Raw genomic sequence first — 17,001 nt, 5'->3', positions numbered from 1 at the left:
ATGTTCACTAAAATTTTGATCGCCAACCGTGGTGAAATTGCCTGCCGAGTGGCCGCGACTGCCAAGCGTCTAGGTATCAGTACCGTCGCTGTTTATTCTAATGCTGACCGCGAAGCCAAGCATGTGGCTGTCTGTGATGAGGCTATTTATTTGGGTGGTTCTGCGCCAAAAGACAGCTATCTTAAAGGTGATGCAATCATTGCGATTGCGATTCAGACTGGTGCACAAGCGATACATCCCGGTTATGGGTTTTTAAGTGAAAACGCAGATTTTGCGCAGGCTTGTCAAGATGCAGATTTGGTCTTTATTGGACCATCGGCCGCTGCTATTCGCGCCATGGGTGGCAAATCTGAATCCAAGCGTTTAATGGAAGCGGCTGGCGTGCCACTGATACCCGGTTATCATGGCGATAACCAAGACGCCGCATTTTTGCAGCAGCAGGCAGATGCTATTGGTTATCCCGTGTTAATCAAAGCCAGTGCTGGCGGCGGCGGTAAAGGCATGCGTATCGTTGAGCAGAGTAGCGACTTTATTGACTTGTTAGACTCGTGCCGACGTGAAGCGATTACTAGCTTTGGCAATGATCAAGTATTGATCGAAAAATATGCGCTAAAACCACGTCATATCGAAATCCAAGTATTTGGTGATACACACGGCAATTATGTGCATCTGTTTGAGCGTGATTGCTCAGTGCAGCGTCGCCATCAAAAAGTATTAGAAGAAGCGCCCGCACCGGGGGTCGACGCAGTTATGCGTGAAGCGATGGGAACCGCTGCAATCGAAGCGGCGCGTGCGGTTAATTATTTTGGTGCAGGCACGGTTGAATTTATCGTTGAGCAGCGCGAAGATGCTATGAATTTTTATTTCATGGAGATGAATACGCGTCTGCAAGTTGAGCATCCTGTCAGCGAAGCCATTACTGGCGTCGATTTGGTCGAGTGGCAGCTGTTGGTAGCGGCAGGTTTGCCACTGCCCAAAACGCAAGACGAGTTGGTTATCAATGGTCATGCGATTGAAGCGCGCATCTGTGCTGAAAATCCTGACAATGGGTTTTTACCAGCGACGGGCACGTTGTTCACTTATCAAAAACCTGAGCACAGCACCTTTACTATTAACGATGTGCGTATCGATGATGGGGTACGCGAGGGCGATGTGATTAGTCCGTTCTATGATTCTATGATTGCCAAGCTGATCGTTCATGCGCCCACTCGCGCACAAGCATTGGCAAAGCTCAATCGCGCATTGGCACAAACGCGTATCGTCGGTTTACCAAATAACGTGGCGTTTTTGCGCTATATTTTAAATACCGATTCGTTTAGCGGGGCCAATCTCGATACCGCATTGATTGAGCGTGAGCGTGAGGTGCTGTTTAATCAACATCCGCTTAATTTATCGACGCTGGTTGTGACCGCTATTGTCCAGCAACTTGCTAGCGAAGCAACGTTGCACAATACAGACAAAGATCCGTTTAGCAAGGCGACAGGCTTCCGTGCTTATAGCGACTATACCCGCTCATTTAGCTTGATTTATGATGAGCAGTCTTATCGCGCAGGTATTAGCCATTGGCATAATGCAAACTGCGCAGATAATAAAAAGGGCGCAAAAACGCTCAGTAGTTTCGACCTCATCCTTGAGAAAGACACCGTTAACAACGATATAGACAGTAAAGAGACAAATGAGCAAGCAAAAATTGTCTACGAAGGGCAAGTCAGTTACGACAGTAGTGACGCAAACAACCATACCTTATGGCTAGATGGTGCACGTGTCAGCGCGCAAAGCTGGATGCATAATGAGACTGTCTATGTCTTTAGCGATAGCGGGCGTGATGAGATTATATTGATTGATATTATGGCGCACGTGAATGAAGACACCGCCGCCGTTGGCAGTTTAAAATCGCCAATGCCAGGGCAGGTCGTTGCTTTCAAAGTCGCCGTTGGTGATACCGTCAAAAAAGGTGAGCCACTTGCGGTCATCGAAGCCATGAAAATTGAGCATACGATTATCGCGCCGACCGATGGTGTGGTTGCAGAGTTGCTATTTGCGGCGGGTGATTTGGTCGCTGATGGCGACGAGTTGCTGCGCATTGACAGTGAAGAGAATCAGTAAAAAGAACAGAGAAAGGACAGTTAGTATGAGTATCTCATATCCAAAACACGTCACTATCGTTGATGTCAGTCCTCGTGATGGCTTACAAAACGAGTCCATGACGGTACCGACGGCGGTAAAGCAAGCGCTTATCGACGACTTGATTGCGGCAGGTGTCCAAAAGCTTGAGGCCACTAGCTTTGTGTCACCGAAATGGGTGCCGCAAATGGGCGACAATAGCGCTTTACTAGAAGCAATCGAGTCTACGAGGCACGCCGACGTCTGTTATTCGGTACTCGTGCCCAATATGCGCGGTTTTGAAAATGCGATCTTGCATCGTCCCGACGAAATCGTCATTTTTGGCTCAGCCAGCGAAACCTTTAGCCAAAAAAATATCAATTGTAGTATCGATGAGAGCATTGAGCGTTTCGCGCCCGTTGCTGCTGCTGCAAAAGCGCAAGGCATCAAAGTACGTGGGGTCATTTCTTGTACCGTCGGTTGCCCTTACGAAGGCGAGATTGATCCCAGCCAAGTGGCCTATGTGACCAAACGTTTGCTTGAGATTGGTGCTGAGCAAATCGGCATTGCAGATACCATTGGTGTTGGTACGCCACTCAAAGTACAACGAGCGTTACAGGCAGCGCTTGAATATGCGGATATCGCTATACTATCAGGGCATTTTCATGATACCTATGGTCAAGCGTTAAGTAACACGTTAGCCGCTTTACAAATGGGTGTCAGTGAATTTGACACCTCAGTCGCTGGGCTTGGCGGTTGTCCCTATGCCAAAGGCGCAACGGGAAATGTTGCAACTGAAGACGTAGTTTATATGCTACATGGTATGGGAATTAGCACCGGAATTGATTTGGATAAATTGGTCGTTGCTGGCGAGCGTATTAGCAAATTCTTAGGTCGTCCTAACGGTTCAAATGTGGCACGAGCACTGATTAATAAACGTCAGTCTTAACCAATATATAAGTCATTTACTTTAAAAAAGATACAAGTACTACTGGAGAAAATTTTTCGCAGCTTCTGTCACGCCTGCGAACAGCAAGCAAGAAAAATTGGCACCAGTAGTGCGAGATTATTAACGTATCGGCTTTACTTAGAATTGACCGTGACATAAAAAATGGCATCAAAAATGAAGTTGCTCTAAAACATATTAAAATTTAAGCATTAAAACATTTATAGACAAGGAATGGTTATGAGTTTACCTGGATTAAATTTTCAGCTTGGCGAAGACATCGATGCGTTACGTGACGTCGTTCAGCAGTTTGCGGCAAAAGAAATCGCCCCACGTGCGAGTGAGATTGATAGTAGCGATCAATTCCCCATGGATTTGTGGCAAAAAATGGGTGATCTCGGTCTACATGGCATCACCGTTCCTGAAGAGTACGGCGGTGCAGATATGGGCTACGTCGCGCATATGGTTGCGATGGAAGAGATTAGCCGCGCTTCTGCCTCTGTCGCGCTGAGCTATGGCGCACATTCAAATTTGTGTATCAATCAAATCAAACGCAATGGCTCAGACGCACAAAAGCAAAAGTATTTGCCAAAACTCATCAGCGGTGAGTTCATTGGTGCGCTCGCAATGAGTGAGACGGGCGCTGGTTCAGACGTCGTCAGTATGAAGCTGAAAGCCGAAGAAAAAGACGGACATTATGTGTTAAACGGCAGCAAAATGTGGATCACCAATGGCCCTGATGCTGACGTGATGGTGGTCTATGCAAAGACCAATCCTGAGCTTGGCGGTAAAGGCATGACCGCATTTATTGTCGAAAAAGGTATGAAAGGATTTGGTACGGCGCAAAAGCTCGACAAGCTGGGTATGCGCGGTAGCCATACGGGTGAGATGACCTTTAACAATGTCGAAGTACCACGCGAAAATATCTTAGGCAGCCTCAACGAAGGTGTTAAGGTGCTCATGAGTGGACTAGATTACGAGCGTGCGGTACTGGCCGCAGGTCCTATCGGCATCATGCAAGCGGTGATGGATAATGTCGTTCCCTATATCCATGATCGTAAACAATTCGGTCAAGCCATCGGCGAGTTTCAACTCATCCAAGGCAAAGTCGCCGACATGTACACCATACTGCAAGCAGGTCGCAGCTTCTTGTACACTGTGGGTAAAAACCTCGACATGCTAGACGCGCGCGGTGCGGGTCATAGCCGAGAAGTGCGTAAAGACTGTGCCAGTGTGATCTTATGGTGTGCCGAAAAAGCCACGTGGATGGCGGGCGAGGGCATTCAGATATTTGGCGGTAACGGCTATACCAATGAGTATCCGCTTGGTCGTTACTGGCGCGATGCCAAGCTGTATGAGATTGGCGCAGGCACTAGCGAGATTCGCCGTATGCTAATCGGTCGTGAGCTGTTTAATGAGACCAAGTAAATAGTGCTAGTTATCTGAAAAGTTAACTTTTATCGAATAATTTTATTCTGAGATCTAAAAATGTGCTACGTTATATAGCTAATAGCGTGGCACTTTTTAATGACTTAAATAAAAGACTTTTATAATGATCAATAAATTACATATCGAATTAGCCTTTAATACTATTTCTAATATTACTACTCACTTGAAAACCATAGTCAAGCATGGTTTTTTAGCCATCGGGCTTGCATTCTTTACCTTTATAGCGAATACGACCATAGCGCATGCAGAGTTGGTCGATTTGTCTAATCCTGAACCAGTTATTCAACTCTCTACCCGAGATGCTAGCTGGCTGAGACCGCCAAGGTTTGATCGAGTTGCTCGTTCTATGGAGCGATATTTAACTCCTCTCTCTATTAATCAACATGGAAACATTATTGGACCTTATGATAGAAAACCCTTTAAAATGGTCTTTTCATTATACGTTGATAAGCAAGGTAATATTGGAGAAGTCAAAGTAATTGAAAGCAGTGGTGTGGAGAATATAGATTCTATTTTTTCTACATCGCTTAAAAAGGCTCGTTTCAAACCTTTTGCTATAAAAGGGCAGTTGGTAAATGGCAGAGTTACAATACCGATCGTATTTAATCAGCAATAATTTTATAATTAGTATTAAGCTGATAATCCAAATAAAAAGCATTACGCCTCACACGTACTGCTTTTTTTAGTTAAAACGACTGACGACTTATCATGACTGCTTACGATAATCAAAATAACGCGCCAGCCCATTTAATAATAAATCATCTCGCAATCGCACTGGGCGATTGATGTGTTGGGCAATAATGGCTGCGTCACCGCCCGTCATAATCAATTCAAAGTTTGGGTGGCGATGGCTAATCTCATTGATCGCGCCAACAATCGACAATAATATCCCGCGATGGACCGCATCTTGTGTGGTTATCCCTTGACCAACGCTATCAAAGATACCATTGGAGATAGTAATTTGCTTGGTGCCAGAAAACAACGACTCACGTTGCAGATAGATACTGGGAAATATATAACCGCCTAAATGTTCAGCATGATCGATCAAATCAATCGTCACCGCCGTACCGCAGCCAATAATGCATTGACGTTTTTTCTTATCAACGGCCCCTAGCATTTGTAGCCAGCGATCACAGCCGAGCTGTTTGTCATTATAATGACTTTTCATAAGCGGGTGCATCGCATCGACATGAACGAACTCAAACGGCGTATTCAGACGACTTAATGTGTCTGAAACTTTTATATTCAGATCCTCGCCCAGCACTGATGAGATACCAATAAAGTCAGGCGCATAACGCTCAAAACGATCAGTCAGACCCATCAATAATTCGGCAGGCGCTTGCAAATGTTGCTTGGCATCATGTGCGACTATCTGCCCGATGTCATCGGTCAGCCAGTATTTTAGACGAGTGTTCCCAAGATCAAGCCAGAGCATAAATATCCTTATATACAGTCAACCAATTATCAATAGACTAAGCTAATGCTTGGCTCACGTTTAGTGCTCGTTAAGTAAGCGGTTTAAACCTGATGAATAACGTCGATGCGTCCCGTAAAAAGCGCAGAAATCTTACCGCTATCTTGGCGTAATTGCAAACATCCGTGTGTATCAATACCGCAAGCATGACCGGTGACGGTCTGGTCTTCACTGTTGTGATCTTGAGTGACACGTAGGCGCAGACCCGCTAGCGCATCCATCGAGTCAAACTGTTTGAAGAAGCTGTCCAAGTAAGAGGTATGACCCGTAGGTTTCTCTAATCCTAGATGCTCAAAGCGCGTCATAGCTGCCATCAAAGCCTTGCTCATCTGTTGATAAAGCACGCGCAGGCTTGGCAGCTCAATCGCCAATGCTTTTGGCGTTATACTCTCACAAATATCCTGCAAGCTAATCGCTTGATAACTCATCCCTTCAGAGGTTTGCGCGGTGAGTTTGGGTGCGGCTTGTACGTTGAGACCCACGCCTATGACGATGCCGACCAACTTGCCGGATTTCGTCACTGGCTCTATCAAAATACCAGCCAGCTTATGAAAGGGTAGCGTTCGTTGGGCTAATTCAGGTTTATCTGAGGCAAGTATATCCAAGGTCGGTTGACTATCAAGTGGATGCTGACTTTGATAAAACCCCAAATCATTTGCCCATTTTACCCCAATTGGTGTCAAACCTTGCGCACGCAGTTGCTCATTTAATGTGTGGACGATCGGCATTTTTGCCAGCTCAACGCCAACAATTAGTGACAATAAACCACTGACTGGCATATGCACTGGGTGATATAGCGACAGATAAACATTGCCACGCGGCGATTGCCATGAGCGCCCGTGTTGTCCACGCCCTGAGCTTTGGGTCTCTGCGGTCAATAAATGCATCTCGGCGCAATTTAAGGTGCCATCTTGCAACGCTGCGATGAGCTCACTATTGGTAGAGCTGCTACTAGCAAGGTGGCGATGATTCAGCTCAGGTAAATGGTCGAGCTGGTATGATTTAGAATCGGATAAGTGGGTAGCTGATAGCATAAGTTTGGTCGATATGATTGATTTAAGAGTGATAACGCATATAAATTAAACAGCATAAAGGTCGGGTTATCATTTGGCAAATACAATTCATCATGCTTATATGATAGTTGCTATGATAAAAGCTAAGTAGTACAAACGGTTAAATTGGTGATATAAAGGATACTAATAGATGCATGAGCGTTTTCTGGTGGGCAGTGGCTCTTAAGTAGGATTAGGGTATGGTCGTTCAATACAAGCAGTGCTCATACTCATATTATCTCGTCATATAGAATGTTCATAAATGCATAACAAGCTAATGATACTTAGAAAGGACGCAGTTATGAGCCTCAAAAATACCTTATATTCAGTTTTTCCTTGGCTACTTTCACATCCCGAACGCGCGCGAATTGAAGCAGCCAAAAAACCACGACCTTACTTTACAAAGTTTAGTGAGACGGTGAAAGTTATGGACTATCTGGGCGAGAGAAGCCTTATTGATAATAATGGTCATACTGTTGCTACCTTGCCTTATCATGACGTCATGCCCCTACAGAATGGTCGCAGTATTGTCTGTGTCATGAAAGATAGTGAAAGCTATGATGATGTTAAGTATGGCTTTATTGATGAAGCGGGTAAATTGGTCATTCCTACTATTTATGATGATGCGGACGATTTTTATTGCGGCTTAGCCTTTGTAGAAAAGGACGGGAAATGCGGGTTTATTGATCCATTGGGAAAAGTTACTATCCCTTTCAAATACGAAGAGACTTATGGTTTTGAAGAAGATTTAGCCGCCGTACAATTAGATATTGCAGGTAAATGGGGTTTTATTGATTTAGCAGGACAGCTGGTTACACCTTTGGTGTATACCAACGCATTGAATTTTTCAGAAGGTTTGGCAGGGGTTGAATTAAATGGAAAATGGGGCTTCATCGATAAACAAGGTCAAATGATAATCACGCCTATATTTGAGCAGGCTTATAGCTTCAACGCTGGATTGGCGGCTGTTAAGCTCAATAATAAATGGGGTTATATTAATAAAATGGGCATTGTCAAAATCCCTTATCAGTTTGATTGGACAGTAGAGTTTAAAGAAGGGCTGGCTTTTGTAGAAAAGAAAAACAAGTATGGCTATATTGATACCTTAGGCAATATGGTTATCCAACCTACCTATCAACGAGCAGAGAGCTTTATTGATGGCCTAGCTATCGTGATGAAAAAAGATAACTTTGGCTTTATTGATAAATCGGGAACAATCGTCGTACCGCCGATATATGACATCATTGGAGAGTTTGATAATGGCGTGGTATTTGCCAAATATAAAGGTAGAAAACTTTGGTTAGACAAGCAAGGTAATGAAGTGGCTGACCCCAACCAAAAAACGATAGATAGGGTTATGTTAGCACTGCGTTAGTGGCGGATAGCGTGCCAGTATAAGATTATAAAATAGTCGAAAAATAAAAGGAAAAGTAAAATGCAAATAGTTGTTAGGCTGGCAGTCGAAGCGGACGCTGATGCAATTCATGATCTATCGCAGTATCTAGGTTATGCGGAGACTTCTCAAACTCAAGCGACTGAAAAACTGCTCAATATTATGAAATCTGATGAAGACGAGGTATATGTTTCTGAAATTGACGGTCGAATTGTTGGTTGGTTACATGTTTTCTATGCTCGTAGGTTAGCATCTGCTGATTTTTATGAAATTGGCGGTTTGCTGGTTCATCCTGAATTTCGAGGTCAAGGTATTGGTCGCCATCTGGTTGAAAACAGTTTAGAAAATTATAAAGGAAAGGTTCGAGTTCGTTGTAACGAGACTCGCATTGATGCGCATAATTTTTATAAGTCCATTGGTTTTAATAGCGCTAAAGTTCAGCATGTATTTGAAAAATATTAGCCCATTTAGATATTATTGCTTAGATTGAAGACATACCTAACATATACAGTTAAAGAGATTTTTGCTGAAAAGCGAATGATAACAAATATGTCTACCTTGAAAGTAATATGAGAGAAGCTGTTTCAGTTAAATCTACTTAATATAGACGGGACAAGCTTTAATAAACATTTAAGCTCTCTAATATGCAATTGTTGAAAACTCGATGAAACCTCACAAACCCTAAAAATCCATCATAATTTCAGGTAGAATAGCCGCCTGTTTTTGCTAAGTTTATTGATCCTTCATGCGTTTAAAATCCCTAAAACTGGCAGGCTTCAAATCCTTTGCCAATCCAACGACTTTTACCTTCCGTCATGGTATCACCGCCATTGTCGGGCCGAATGGCTGTGGCAAATCCAACGTCATTGACGCTATTCGCTGGGTGCTGGGTGAAACCTCTGCCAAGCAGCTGCGTGGCGGGGCGATGAGCGATGTCATCTTTGCGGGTACGCAAGACAAAGCGGCCAAAAGTGTCGCCAGTGTCGAGCTGACCTTTGAGCATACGCAAGATGAGCAGACGGGTATTCGCCATGAATTCAATCTCTATCAAGAGCTGTCCGTCCGTCGTCAAATAAATAAAGAGGGACGCTCGGATTATTTTATCAATGGCACGCGCTGTCGTCGCCGTGATGTGGTCGATGTGTTCTTGGGTACGGGACTTGGCGCGCGCAGTTATGCGGTTATTGAACAAGGCATGATTGGGCGTATTGTCGAATCCAGCCCCATGCAATTGCGCGAATTTATCGAAGAGGCGGCAGGCGTCTCACGCTATCAAGCACGCCGCGAAGAAACGCAAAAAAAGCTAGAGAAAACCCAAGAAAACTTAGCCCGTCTGCATGATATGCAAAGCGAGCTGGTACGCCAACATAAGACCTTGTCTAAGCAAGCAGCCAGTGCCCAGCGTTACGAAGCGCTGGCATTGACGCTGGCTGATATTAAGCAGCAGCTCGCCATTCAACAGTTATATCACGCCAAACATACTCAGCAGCAGCAAAAAATAGCGCACGAGCGTAGCGCTACTGCGGTTAAAACCCTACAAGCCAGCTATGAGAATATAAAAGCCAAGCAAGATAAGCTGTCCGATCATATCAATCAAGAGCAATGGCTAAAAGACGATGCCCAAAGCGTACATTACCAGCAGCAGCTAAACCATCAACAAGCGGAGCATCAACTGGGCGAGGCAAAATCACAGCTGGCCACTATCGAGCAGCAACTGGCCAGCCTAGATCAGCAGCGCGAGCAAGCCGCTGGTGAGATTAACCAGTTAACGGCAGAGCAAGCTGAGCAGCAAAATATACTAGCAGCATTGCGTCCACAGCTGAGTGAATTGACCAGCAAACGCGAGTCGCATAAACGTAGCGAGCAGCCCCTGCAACGTGCATGGCATGAAGCACAAAACCAGCTGTCACGCTTGCAAGATAATGCCCGCACACTTGAGCAACAGCAAGCGATGAATACTCAGTCGCAAAAACGCTACCAGCAAAGTGATGATAAATGGCAACGCCGCCAGCAGAACTGGCAGAATCTATGGCAGCAATTACAGCGGTCACTGTTGCCTTCTAACACGCCGCCATCTAACATGTCCTCTGCTAATATATCGCCTTCTAACAATAGTGATGCACTAGAAAATCCAAATGTTCAAGACTTACACCAAACGCTAGAGACGCAAGTTGCTGAGCTAAGCAAACAGTTGCAGCAGATTGAACGGCAACAAGACAGCGTCGATGAGCGCCTGTCCGAGTTACAGCCGCAAGCTCACAAGTTACAACAAAGCCTGATGACGCAGCAGCGCGAGTTGAGCGAGCATGAAAAGCGTCATGCATTACTGGCAGGCGAGTACGATACCCTACATCAGATACTGCATCCTAAACCGACGCCAAAATCTCAACAGCCTCGTAATGAGCAAACGGGTTCAGACACGAACGCTGTCAATAACAGTCACGACTTGGCTATTGTAACCTTGCGTGAGCAGATTGAGCTGAGCGCAAAGGGGCAAGAGTACGCCTCGTTGCTCGATAGTGTATTGGCGCTATGGTTAGACAGCCATGTGCTGATTACCGATCAAGCCAATCAAACTAAGCACTCAAACCAAACCGAATCAGCCATCTACCCAAGCATTGATAATGATAATGGCAATTCTCAAAAATCAGCCAGCTTATGGCAAGCACTTGAGCATGGCATAACCGATTTACTGACTTATCAAACGCTACAAAACCAAAATTCCAGTATAAAAAACAAGTCAGCCGTAGAGACAGGGCATAGCTTGTGGTTATCTGCCGAGCAAAACGACGCGAATGCAGCGCCATTTATTGATAATTTGCCAGACAAACTGGTTGATAAGGTATTGCCATTATCACAGCTGATTACGGCACCGAACTTAACGCTGTGGCAGCACTGCTATTTATATATCGCATCGACTGAAATAAGCAATCAACAAACGCTTGAGGCGCTGACTGATATCTTAAAAGCTCTGCCAGCTTCCGCCATTTTGCTCAGCACAGATGGTTGGCTTATCAGTCGGCAAGGGACGATTAACGTAAGCAAATTTGCTGGCACGCAGAATGATAGTAATAGTCAATTCTTAACGCAGCGTTTGCAGCAGCGCACCCGTTTACAAGCGCTAGAAGCACTGCTTGAAGCACTTGAAACCACCATACAAGATCAGGAAAAAGCCATCGCTAATAACCAGCGTGACGCTGATGCCCTGACGGTTAATGTAGAAGAGACGCGTGCGCAAATCGAGCAGTTAACCCGTGACAAACATCAATGTCAGCAGCAGCTAACCACGCAGCGTGCAAGTTTTGAGCGCTTGCAAGCCGATAGCCAACGCCTAAATGCTGATAAAGCGGCACTTGAGCAAGAGCAGCAAGAATTGGCGCAAGAGCAGCAAACGCTGAATCATGAGCAGCAGCATATTCACAGTGAAATAGCAGCATTGACCCCCAAGATAGCGGATGCACGAGCGACGAGCCAGCAATTGCAAGCGGAGCGCAATGAGCTGAACCGCGCGCGTCAAGCAGACGATGACGCTTGGCAAGCATTGCAGCTGAGTATTCAGCAAAGCGAGATACGTTTAGAGCATAGCGCCAGTAGTCTTGCGCGTGCGACCCAGCAGCATGACAAGTCGCTACAAAACGAGCAACATCTAAAAGCCAGCCATGAGCAGCAGCAAAATAAACTGCCAGCGTTGCAAGCAGCATTGCAAACAGTTCAAAGTGCACGTGATGCACAGCAAGTAGTATTAACGAAGCGCGAGATGGCCTTGAACGCGCTTAAGCAAGATTATGCTCATCAGCAAACAGAATTAGAGGCGCTACAAAATAGCCTGCAAATTCAGCAAAATCAGCTGGCTAATCACGGCACTGAGCTGGCACTAAGCGCTGCAAGGTTGGACGATGCCAGCAGTCATACACAAGATGCCTTAGACGCATATTATCGTGTCAGTCATCAATATAAAGCGGCATCGAACCTGTCGCCGCACCCGCAGCAAACCATGAGTGTCTCAAACCTGTTGGCGGATTTTATCGCCCATGATCGCCGTGTACGTCCTGACAAAATCGCTGAGCTTGAGAAAGAGTATAAAAGCCTTGAGCAGCAATTGGGCAAAATTGGTGCGGTCAATCTAGCGGCAGTGGCAGAATTGGCGGAAGTTAATGAACGCTTAGAGCCATTGGCAAAACAGACAGCAGACATTGCGGCCAGTATGGATACGTTGACAGAAGCGATTGCTTCGATTGATGAGACGACCAAGACGCTGTTTATGCAGACGCTAGAGGCCGTCAATAACGAGCTTGCCAATTTGTTTGCCAAAGTCTTTGGTGGCGGGCAAGCCAGTTTGACTTTAAACACGGACGATATGCCAGCCAATATACCCGCTGATAAGTACAAGTCTGAGCAATGGCGCGCAGGGCTGACTTTGATGGCACAACCAAAGGGCAAGCGTAATAGCCGATTGGCTGTGCTGTCGGGCGGTGAAAAAACCCTTACCGCGCTGAGCTTGATTTTTGCCATATTTAAGCAACATCCCGCGCCATTCTGTGTACTGGATGAAGTCGATGCGCCACTTGATGATGCCAACGTCGCCCGTTTTACCAGTTTGATTCATGAATTGGCGGAGGATTTGCAGTTTGTCTTTATCAGTCATAATAAGCTGACGATGCAGATTGCTGGCGAGCTCAAAGGCGTGACGATGCCAAGTGCTGGGATTTCTACTTTGGTCAGCGTCTCGCTCGATGAGGCTGCACGTTACATTTCTAGTTAAGAGCATTGTTAATTAAAAGCATTGCTGAATAGCAAAAATAAGTGATAACTGGCAGCCGTTTCTGGTGGTATAGTTAGGATTGAGTTTGTAACGTAACGCAAGTGTGTCGGGCTGACGATAAACGATGACTATATGGTGACGATGTTAATTAGCCATGCTAGACTATTGCCATTTCCCCTCTCTTATGTATTCCCTTTTGTCATATATTAGGATGTATTTCTTATGACCGCTATTCAGTTTATATTGATTGCCGTTGCCGCATTTATCGTGCTTGCAGGGCTGTTTATGGTCATTCGTAGCTTTAAGCGCCGCAAAAATGCTGAAGCTGCTGCGGTCAATTATGATAAAAATGGTATTCCTATCATACCGCGTCATGAGCGCAATATCGTCGATCAGCCAGACTTTGATGATACGGTTGCTGGCGAGACCAGCATCGGCCCTGACCGCAGTTATCTAAATGCTGTCGTTGAAGAAGCGCCTTTGACGCAATCAACTATGACCCAGCCACATGCTGATGCACAGTTGACGGCTGGACGCAGTGATATAAGCGATGATAGCAATCTGCATGAAAGTAGCGTAATCGATGATACAGATTATGCGCGCTGGCAGGATGAGCAGCAGCGTAGCGAAAATGCTGAGTTTGTACAATCTACTGAGCAGATGCATGCCGAACAAGAGCCTGATGCGTTTTCAAGCTTGATGTCGGCTACAGACAGTCTGATGCCATCGATTGACACCGCCGAAGAGCCAAGTTTTGACAATAACAGTCCGATTCTCGATCAGCATTTATCAGAGCCTGTTGATGAAGCCCAAAACGGCCCATTAATCAATGCCAAAGACAATATCAATATCACCATCTTGCCACACCAATATCGTGATCGTCCCGTGTCTATTATCCGTGGTCGTGATTTATTGGCATTGATTGATAAGTACGGTCTGCGCTATGGCGCGATGAATATGTTCCATCGCTATGAGCAAAAAGACGGCACAGGTATGTTGTGGTTTAGCATGATGGGTATTACCGATAGCGGTATCGCGCCTTTTGATCCGCATAGCGTGGCGACCAATACGTACAACGGCGTGGTGGTGTTTTTATCGTTGCCGCATCCACAAGCCGTACGCAGTTTCGATAGTATGATGAGCATTGCCTATATGATGGCAAGCGATTTGGACGCCATTATGCTGGATGAAGAAAATGAACCAATCACCCCAGAATACAAGCAACAACTGCGTAACCAAGTTCGCGACTATGAAAGTTAAAGGCTGAAGGTTAAAAGCTGAAGGTTAGAAGCTGAAGACTGGTTAATAAAAGCTAATTAATAGTAACTGTATTCTAAAAGGCAAATAGCGATTGACGTTATTTGCCTTTTTTATTGTTCTTTTTCTAAAATTTTGCAGGTTATCTACTATAAAATAGATACAGTGCTACTGGGATAAATTTTTTGCAGCCTCTGTCTGCGCAGGCACAGCAAGCAAGAAAAAATTATTCCAGTAGCGCATTATCGTTTTTATTCTTATTTTATTTGGGACCGACTATAGTTTTCTATAAAACGGTATCCGAGCTTCCTGCAAACTTGTTATGATATCGGCATCTTGAATCGCAAAAAAGACGCCGACTATGACTGACTCTATCTCATCAAATAATTCTAAAAATCCATCTGCTCAAGCAGAAAACTCAACAGCTGCGACATCTAATATAGCCAGTACAGCTGATGGTAGTACAAATAATAGTACAGAGATTGTCTCGACGATGCGGTCGCTTATCGAGACCATTAAGACGAATAATTATAATTATTATGTGCTCGACAATCCTACCTTAGAAGACAGTGAATACGATCAATTGCGCCGTGCCTTACTTGAGCTAGAAGAAGCCAATCCGGATTTGGTACAGCCTGACAGTCCAATCAATCAAGTCGGTGATATACCGCTGTCAGCCTTTACTCAAGTCACCCATGATATTCCTATGCTCTCGCTGGGTAATGTCTTTGAATACGCCGATTTGAGCGACTTTATGCGCCGCGTTAATGATCGTCTAAGCGTGTCTCAGCAAAATCCTGAATACGAGATGGAGCTAAAACTTGATGGGTTAGCGGTCTCGCTAAAATATGAGCACGGACAGTTTGTACAAGCGGTGACACGCGGTGATGGGCAAACAGGTGAGGATATCACTCAAAATGCCAAAACCATTCGTAATTTGCCTCTATGGATAGCCGATGCTGCCGATATCGAGCTACTAGAAGTACGCGGTGAAGTGCTGATGCCAAAGGCAGGTTTTGAGCGTCTCAATCGACTTGCTGAAGAGAACGAAGGTAAAACTTTTGCCAATCCACGCAACGCTGCCGCTGGGAGCTTACGTCAATTAGACCCAAGCATTGCAGCCAGTCGCCCGCTGGCATTCTATGGTTATTCGATTAACCAAGGATTGCCCAAAACCATCGAAACCCAATCAGCCGCGCTTACATGGCTGACAGAACTTGGGTTTACGATCAGTGCGGTGGAGGTCGTCAAAAATCCAAAAGCAGCTCAAACTTATTATGAGTCCATGATCGATGCGCGCAGTGATTTGCCGTTTGAAATCGATGGTATGGTGATTAAGGTCAATAGCCTCGCATTGCAGCAGCAGCTTGGGTTTTTGTCACGCGAACCGCGCTGGGCAACCGCTTATAAATTCCCTGCCGAAACGGTCATGACACGCTTACACGCGATTGAGTGGCAAGTAGGACGTACTGGCGCGATTACTCCCGTTGGTAAATTAGACCCTGTGAAAGTCGGCGGCGTCACCGTTAGCAATGTCACCTTGCATAATTTTGGCGAGATTCAGCGTTTGGATGTGCGCGCAGGCGATATGGTCAGCGTTCATCGCGCAGGGGATGTCATCCCCAAAGTCACGCGCGTTTGGACAGATCAACGTCCAGCAGATTCTGAACCAGTAACACTTCCATCAACTTGTCCCGTTTGCGATTCTCCTGTCTTGCTGCCCGAAGATGAGGCATTGGCGCGTTGTACGGGCGGTCTGTTTTGTCCCGCGCAGCAGCAAGAAGCACTTATTCACTTTGTCTCACGTCGAGCGATGGATATCGATGGGCTTGGCGCGAGTTGGTTGATTAGCTTTTTTGAGCATGGTCTGGTCAAAACCGTCGCTGATATCTATCAGTTGCACAAGCATACGGACGAGCTGGTTACGCTTGAAAAACTGGGTGAAAAGTCAGTGCAAAACATCATCAGCGCCATTGATGCCAGCAAACATACCACGCTCGCACGTTTTATCTATGCGCTGGGTATTCGAGGCGTTGGTGAAGGGACGGCACAGAACTTTGCTCAGCAATTTGGTGACTTAGATAGCTTGATGGCCGCCAGTATTGAAACCCTGATAAAAACGCCTGATGTGGGCACTATTACTGCTGAACTGGCGTATGAATTCTTCCGCGCACCGCACAATATCGAAGTCATCACCGCACTACGAGAAGCGGGCGTGCATTGGGATAATGTCGAGCAGGTCGCATCAGAAGGGCTGCCGCTCGATGGGCAAACGTGGGTCATCACGGGCGCGCTCGATAGCATGGCGCGTGATGAAGCCAAAGCTAAACTGCAAGCGCTGGGTGCAAAAGTCTCAGGTAGTATTTCTGCGAAAACCACTGCGCTGCTGGCAGGGGATAAAGCTGGCTCGAAGATGGCAAAAGCTGAGAAGCTAGGCGTCAAAATAGTGGGTGAGGAAGAGTTTTTGGCGATGGTTGGGGAGTAGGTTTAAAGAAAGAATATTGGTTATGATGTGAAAATATAAGTTTTAAAGGCGCTTCTTTTGAGGTAGTTATAGATTTTGAT

General features: G+C 45.6%; 11 protein-coding genes. 9 read left to right on the top strand and 2 right to left on the bottom strand.

Annotated features, from left to right (window positions below):
- The 4 genes from JMX48_RS02125 (at position 1) to JMX48_RS02110 (ending at position 5,114) form a co-directional block, all read left to right on the top strand.
- Positions 1 to 2,106 carry an acetyl/propionyl/methylcrotonyl-CoA carboxylase subunit alpha gene (locus JMX48_RS02125; protein ID WP_201533757.1) on the top strand — a complete coding sequence of 702 codons (2,106 nt, stop codon included), beginning with the start codon at positions 1 to 3 and terminating at the stop codon, positions 2,104 to 2,106.
- A gap of 25 nt (positions 2,107 to 2,131) precedes the next feature.
- On the top strand, positions 2,132 to 3,052 hold the full coding sequence (locus JMX48_RS02120; protein WP_320158140.1) for a hydroxymethylglutaryl-CoA lyase: 921 nt from the start codon (positions 2,132 to 2,134) through the stop codon (positions 3,050 to 3,052).
- A gap of 237 nt (positions 3,053 to 3,289) precedes the next feature.
- Entirely contained in the window at positions 3,290 to 4,477 is a 1,188-nt protein-coding gene (locus tag JMX48_RS02115) for an isovaleryl-CoA dehydrogenase (protein WP_201533755.1), read from the top strand.
- A 124-nt stretch (positions 4,478 to 4,601) separates the two neighbouring features.
- Complete coding sequence (locus tag JMX48_RS02110; protein WP_201533753.1) at positions 4,602 to 5,114, top strand: TonB family protein; 513 nt, start codon at positions 4,602 to 4,604, stop codon at positions 5,112 to 5,114.
- Between the two features lie 90 nt (positions 5,115 to 5,204).
- Here the strand turns inward: JMX48_RS02110 and JMX48_RS02105 are convergent, their stop codons facing one another.
- Both JMX48_RS02105 and JMX48_RS02100 read right to left on the bottom strand, forming a co-directional pair.
- Positions 5,205 to 5,933, bottom strand: a complete 729-nt coding sequence (locus tag JMX48_RS02105; RefSeq protein WP_201533751.1) for a pantothenate kinase — start codon at positions 5,931 to 5,933, stop codon at positions 5,205 to 5,207.
- An 83-nt stretch (positions 5,934 to 6,016) separates the two neighbouring features.
- Positions 6,017 to 7,006 carry a biotin--[acetyl-CoA-carboxylase] ligase gene (locus JMX48_RS02100; RefSeq protein WP_201533749.1) on the bottom strand — a complete coding sequence of 330 codons (990 nt, stop codon included), beginning with the start codon at positions 7,004 to 7,006 and terminating at the stop codon, positions 6,017 to 6,019.
- A 319-nt stretch (positions 7,007 to 7,325) separates the two neighbouring features.
- On the opposite strand from JMX48_RS02100, the gene JMX48_RS02095 reads away from it, so the two are divergent.
- From JMX48_RS02095 to ligA, 5 genes are all read left to right on the top strand, one after another.
- Positions 7,326 to 8,399: a WG repeat-containing protein gene (locus JMX48_RS02095; RefSeq protein ID WP_201533747.1), complete on the top strand. Its 1,074-nt coding sequence runs from the start codon at positions 7,326 to 7,328 to the stop codon at positions 8,397 to 8,399.
- Between the two features lie 60 nt (positions 8,400 to 8,459).
- Entirely contained in the window at positions 8,460 to 8,879 is a 420-nt protein-coding gene (locus JMX48_RS02090) for a GNAT family N-acetyltransferase (RefSeq protein ID WP_201533745.1), read from the top strand.
- Between the two features lie 283 nt (positions 8,880 to 9,162).
- Positions 9,163 to 13,179 (top strand): AAA family ATPase, encoded by a 4,017-nt coding sequence (locus tag JMX48_RS02085; RefSeq protein WP_201533742.1) that lies wholly within the window; start codon positions 9,163 to 9,165, stop codon positions 13,177 to 13,179.
- A 222-nt stretch (positions 13,180 to 13,401) separates the two neighbouring features.
- Positions 13,402 to 14,439 carry a cell division protein ZipA C-terminal FtsZ-binding domain-containing protein gene (locus JMX48_RS02080; RefSeq protein WP_201533740.1) on the top strand — a complete coding sequence of 346 codons (1,038 nt, stop codon included), beginning with the start codon at positions 13,402 to 13,404 and terminating at the stop codon, positions 14,437 to 14,439.
- Between the two features lie 490 nt (positions 14,440 to 14,929).
- Positions 14,930 to 16,921 (top strand): NAD-dependent DNA ligase LigA, encoded by a 1,992-nt coding sequence (gene ligA, locus JMX48_RS02075; protein ID WP_227687867.1) that lies wholly within the window; start codon positions 14,930 to 14,932, stop codon positions 16,919 to 16,921.
- Positions 16,922 to 17,001: the final 80 nt, after the last annotated feature.

Origin of the sequence: Psychrobacter immobilis (genome assembly GCF_904846225.1) — a bacterium.
Classification (GTDB): Bacteria; Pseudomonadota; Gammaproteobacteria; order Pseudomonadales; family Moraxellaceae; genus Psychrobacter; species Psychrobacter immobilis_F.
The sequence above is the reverse complement of the archived record's forward strand: the minus strand, read 5'-3'. Positions and strand labels throughout refer to the sequence as shown.

Excerpts from the sequence above, each read along its gene's own strand:
- JMX48_RS02110 (WP_201533753.1), top strand. The coding sequence starts at position 4,602 with ATGATCAATAAATTACATATCGAATTAGCCTTTAATACTATTTCTAAT.
- JMX48_RS02115 (WP_201533755.1), top strand. The coding sequence starts at position 3,290 with ATGAGTTTACCTGGATTAAATTTTCAGCTTGGCGAAGACATCGATGCG.
- JMX48_RS02095 (WP_201533747.1), top strand. The coding sequence starts at position 7,326 with ATGAGCCTCAAAAATACCTTATATTCAGTTTTTCCTTGGCTACTTTCA.
- JMX48_RS02100 (WP_201533749.1), bottom strand. The coding sequence starts at position 7,006 with ATGCTATCAGCTACCCACTTATCCGATTCTAAATCATACCAGCTCGAC.
- JMX48_RS02085 (WP_201533742.1), top strand. The coding sequence starts at position 9,163 with ATGCGTTTAAAATCCCTAAAACTGGCAGGCTTCAAATCCTTTGCCAAT.
- JMX48_RS02125 (WP_201533757.1), top strand. The coding sequence starts at position 1 with ATGTTCACTAAAATTTTGATCGCCAACCGTGGTGAAATTGCCTGCCGA.
- JMX48_RS02105 (WP_201533751.1), bottom strand. The coding sequence starts at position 5,933 with ATGCTCTGGCTTGATCTTGGGAACACTCGTCTAAAATACTGGCTGACC.
- JMX48_RS02090 (WP_201533745.1), top strand. The coding sequence starts at position 8,460 with ATGCAAATAGTTGTTAGGCTGGCAGTCGAAGCGGACGCTGATGCAATT.
- JMX48_RS02120 (WP_320158140.1), top strand. The coding sequence starts at position 2,132 with ATGAGTATCTCATATCCAAAACACGTCACTATCGTTGATGTCAGTCCT.
- JMX48_RS02080 (WP_201533740.1), top strand. The coding sequence starts at position 13,402 with ATGACCGCTATTCAGTTTATATTGATTGCCGTTGCCGCATTTATCGTG.
- ligA (WP_227687867.1), top strand. The coding sequence starts at position 14,930 with ATGCGGTCGCTTATCGAGACCATTAAGACGAATAATTATAATTATTAT.